Origin of the sequence: Acetobacter tropicalis, from assembly GCF_001580915.1 — a bacterium.
GTDB classification, from domain to species: domain Bacteria; phylum Pseudomonadota; class Alphaproteobacteria; order Acetobacterales; family Acetobacteraceae; genus Acetobacter; species Acetobacter tropicalis.
Genome location: NZ_LHZQ01000109.1, coordinates 1 through 3738 on the forward strand (window position 1 = coordinate 1; position 3738 = coordinate 3738).

The 3738-nt window shown below is 39.7% G+C and carries 5 protein-coding genes; 1 reads left to right on the forward strand and 4 read right to left on the reverse strand.

Annotation, left to right across the window (positions count from 1 at the left end; all coding sequences use genetic code 11):
- On the forward strand, nt 1-276 hold a 276-nt coding region (locus AD944_RS01000), incomplete at its 5' end, for an integrase core domain-containing protein (protein WP_156477228.1).
- A gap of 573 nt (nt 277-849) precedes the next feature.
- Here the strand turns inward: AD944_RS01000 and AD944_RS01005 are convergent.
- From AD944_RS01005 to AD944_RS16955, 4 genes are all read right to left on the reverse strand, one after another.
- On the reverse strand, nt 850-1533 hold the full coding sequence (locus AD944_RS01005) for a hypothetical protein (protein WP_146881266.1): 684 nt from the start codon (nt 1531-1533) through the stop codon (nt 850-852).
- Nucleotides 1534-1603: 70 nt separating this feature from the next.
- A complete protein-coding gene (locus tag AD944_RS16060; RefSeq protein WP_082741130.1) occupies nt 1604-2245 on the reverse strand; it encodes an ATP-binding cassette domain-containing protein in 642 nt (213 codons plus the stop codon).
- Nucleotides 2242-3138, reverse strand: a complete 897-nt coding sequence (locus AD944_RS16065; protein WP_145912752.1) for a hypothetical protein — start codon at nt 3136-3138, stop codon at nt 2242-2244. The genes AD944_RS16060 and AD944_RS16065 overlap by 4 nt, the downstream gene beginning before the upstream one ends.
- Nucleotides 3128-3738: HEAT repeat domain-containing protein (locus tag AD944_RS16955; RefSeq protein WP_169796350.1), on the reverse strand; the 611-nt coding region annotated here is incomplete at its 5' end. The genes AD944_RS16955 and AD944_RS16065, both read right to left, overlap by 11 nt.

Genomic DNA, 3738 nt, shown 5'->3' on the forward strand with positions numbered 1-3738 from the left:
AATGGCCCTGAATATGTCAGTCATACGTTGGTTTCATGGGCCGAAAAGCAGGGGATTACCCTGATTTATACACAACCGGGCAATCCGCAGCAGAACGCCTATATTGAACGCTACAACAGAACTGTCCGGCAGGAATGGCTGGAGCAGTATTTGTTTGAAAGCATTCAGGACGTGCAGGAGGTCGCAACACAATGGCTCTGGACATATAACCATGACAGACCCAACATGGGGAACAGCGGGCTAACCCCCGCCCAGAAACTAAAAACAGCTGCCTGAATTCTCATTCAATGCCCCACTAAAAATGGGGGGATTACCCAGAATCTGCCCGCCAGGACAGAAAACCGTCGGTAAGCCAGATCAGACGCATAGGAAGTCCTGAACAACCAGAAAATGATCCAAAATTACTCCATCTGTGAGATTTCCGCGTCGTTCATGCAGACGGGTCCATTTTGACAGCGTGTCAGGATGAATATCCAGCTTTGGCGCTATCATCATCACTGCGGATCAGCGTGACGGATGGTTCTTCTCTTCCTCCAGAACCATGCGGGCTGCACGTTCACGAAACTCAGGTGGAAAACGCTTCGATTTGTTGCTCATGAATTCTTCTTACCTCTCGGGTCGTTCTGTCTCCACAAAACCCGGGGCAATTCACTGGGCTCCGACCGGATCTGCCGGTGTCGTGCGTGCCTGTGGATGGTTCCGAAGCATCAGTCGGTCTCCCTGCAAACGGAAGAAAACCATGGAGCGTAACGCGGTATCGCCCACCCTACATCATCCCAATGACGTCTCACAACCTGACAGCTAGGCGCATCAACTAACGGTTTTTCAATCCCTCCAAGTAGCGCCAACCTAAAATTTGTGCAACGATCCCATATCGATAGTTTTTTCCAGAACGTATTTAAATAATACCACTGACATTAGGAGCCAAGCAAAACTTGACATTAGACAAGTAATAAAATCAATACAAAATCCGTGCCTAAAATCACCCGTTAACGCTGCATGAGCTTGCATATATATAGGCAGAGCATACAACAAATCTGCAAAATTACCATTTCCCCACAAAGGATGCCATACCAACAAAAATCCAACTATAAATTGACCCAACAATAATATAATTCCCAGCTTTTTTGAGAAAAGTGCATATGAAGCTGCAATAAATCCCATGGAAAGCGCTGATATTAATACAGAACAAGAAAAAGATATTTTTATTATATTGATGCGCAGAGGAATTTCTAACACTACCGACAGTAATATCATTATGATAATGATATTTATTAGATTAAATATCATAGATGAAATCGCTCGAATATAGAGTATTTTGCTGAAACCGTATTTTGAGAGCATAATTTGCTCTATACAACCTATATTGCAGTCAGAAATGATTTGCGTCGCCATCTCGCTATATAGAGAAATGCAAAGCATCCATAAAACGTAACCATAAGAAAAAATATGCGTGTTGATACGTTCTCCTACGGAATATCCGCCAACTACAGTTGCAATATAAAACAATAATATAAAAATAGGTATCGACATAAAAAATTCAATCGGATATCTCACCGACAATATAAAATTTCTTTTAATCTCCGATGCTAGTAATTTCATTTTAAAGCCCGTTTATTTCGTTAACATACAAGGTATTAGAAGAAATTGATTTCGCGAAGTTTAGATCATTTGTTGTTATTATCGTTGTCAGATTATTATTTAAACCTTCGTCCAATATCATTTTTACGATATCTATACCAGACTCATCGAGTGCTAAAGATGGCTCATCCAAAAGGAGAATCCTTGGTAAATGTACAGTTGCCAAAGCCAATGATAATCTTTGCTGATAACCACGAGAAAGATCTAATCCTAAAACGTTACTATACTCCTTCAATCCACATTTTTTGATATGTTCATCTATATTTCTGGAAATTCCATTATTTCTTATGGAGGAGAAATATGTTATGTTTTCCCTTACGGTAAGCCGCGGATAAAAACCTCGCGTTCCCTCTATAAGTAAGCCACATACACGCCTAAAATCCTGTATCGTATCATAATTGCCAACTTTGATTTTCCCAGAATCCGGCTTACTTAAACCACAAATTAGCCGTAATATTGTAGTCTTTCCCGATCCGTTTCGACCCAGCAACACTGATACCTCACCAGGCGAGAATGAAAAAGTTGACTTGCAAAGTACGTTAATTCTTGTTTTTTTTCTCGTTATTGTTTTTGTAACGTTAGAAAAATCTACGGAGAGACTCATTTACCTAAATCTCCTGAAATACAATTTAGAGTCTTACGAGCAATTTCCCTTATTTTTGATGAACTATCTCTAGATGCCTTTTCCCATACCTTTTCCGCAATATTTGTATCAGAACCAGCCAATGCGTCGTAAGCAGAAAATCTGACCCACTCTAACCTATGCTTCTGTGATATTTCCTCGATAATTTCTGTAGACTCTGCGCCTAGCGCCAACGCCATATTGCACAAATGAATAATCGATGATCTATTGCTAATATATTCGCATTCTGTGATTTCTCTATTCATCATTAACTGAGGAGTCTCTAATAGTTCACGATGGTTATCAGTAATAATATTCAATGATATTGAAAAATCTTCCGGCGCAAGTTGCGAGTGTATATCAAAACTTTTCCTGTATAAAATTATTTTTCCTTTTTCCAGAATATGGCGGCCAACATATTTTGTATTAATATGCTCTCCATTGAACCCTATACGCGAATCCGCGTCGTACTCATAAAAATCGCTTGCATATCCTGGACCACTATAACCTACCGTTAGAAAATCAAAGTTGTGGTCATGAGGAACATCGTAAAAGAAGGTTTCTGCACCATTATTGATAAATAAATTATTCTTTACACATGGCCAAAACGCAGCCCGTATGAAGAATTTTTCCCCACGATGTAATAGATACGATTGTCCGGAATATGGGTTGTTTATCTGATTTTTGCACAGTAACTTTACTTCCTGTGTTATAATTTCCGACAAAAATCTTTCATTATTTGCAAGAGATTTTAAGACATGGGCTCCATTTGTAAGAGTGTCTCGATCAACATTTGAGCACGAGGAAAAATAATCTACTACATCTGAAAGGGAAGCTTGTTGTGTGACATTCTCCAAATTTATTTCAAATGGCATTTAAATTATCTCCTAATAATGAGAGAGTCTCTGCCGCAGCTCGACGAACATCAATGTTTTGGTCAAACTGTAGCTTTTTAACATGAGGAATGGTGTATTCTAAATCAATGCAGAGCATATGGCGCGCTGTCTGCCACCGCACAACATGTTCATGATGTTTTAAAAGCTCGGACAGGGCCGGAAGACTACTTTTAGCTTCTAAAGATACTAAAGCAGCTGTAAGAAACTCTATGCGAGATAGAAAGTTGTCAGTAACAACATCGCCACTATACGCTCCAGTCCCCAGATCAAAAAAATCCAGCCGAGCAAGACGTTTTGTAGAAACAACCTCAATAAACACGAGTTCATGCTCAATGCGCGGAACAAATATGTTTTTTCCCGCCTCGGCAACTAAAGGTTGCCCGCATTCGATATGCTCTATTTCATCAAAAGCTATAGAATTTTCGTAGCAGCTTTTTCCGTAAGTACGAGAAAATTTGATTATATCGAATCCACTTTTATTTATAGGAATTATGATTGTATCTGCCGGCTGAGCGTGTATCGCAACACCTTTAAGAAAAGTGGAGGGTTCGAAAAACCTCTTGGTTTTGAGGCCCTCTC

What these genes read in the sequence shown, in the direction of transcription:
- AD944_RS16060 (WP_082741130.1), bottom strand. Translation starts at nt 2,245, where the DNA reads ATGAGTCTCTCCGTAGATTTTTCTAACGTTACAAAAACAATAACGAGA.
- AD944_RS01005 (WP_146881266.1), bottom strand. Translation starts at nt 1,533, where the DNA reads ATGTCGATACCTATTTTTATATTATTGTTTTATATTGCAACTGTAGTT.
- AD944_RS16065 (WP_145912752.1), bottom strand. Translation starts at nt 3,138, where the DNA reads ATGCCATTTGAAATAAATTTGGAGAATGTCACACAACAAGCTTCCCTT.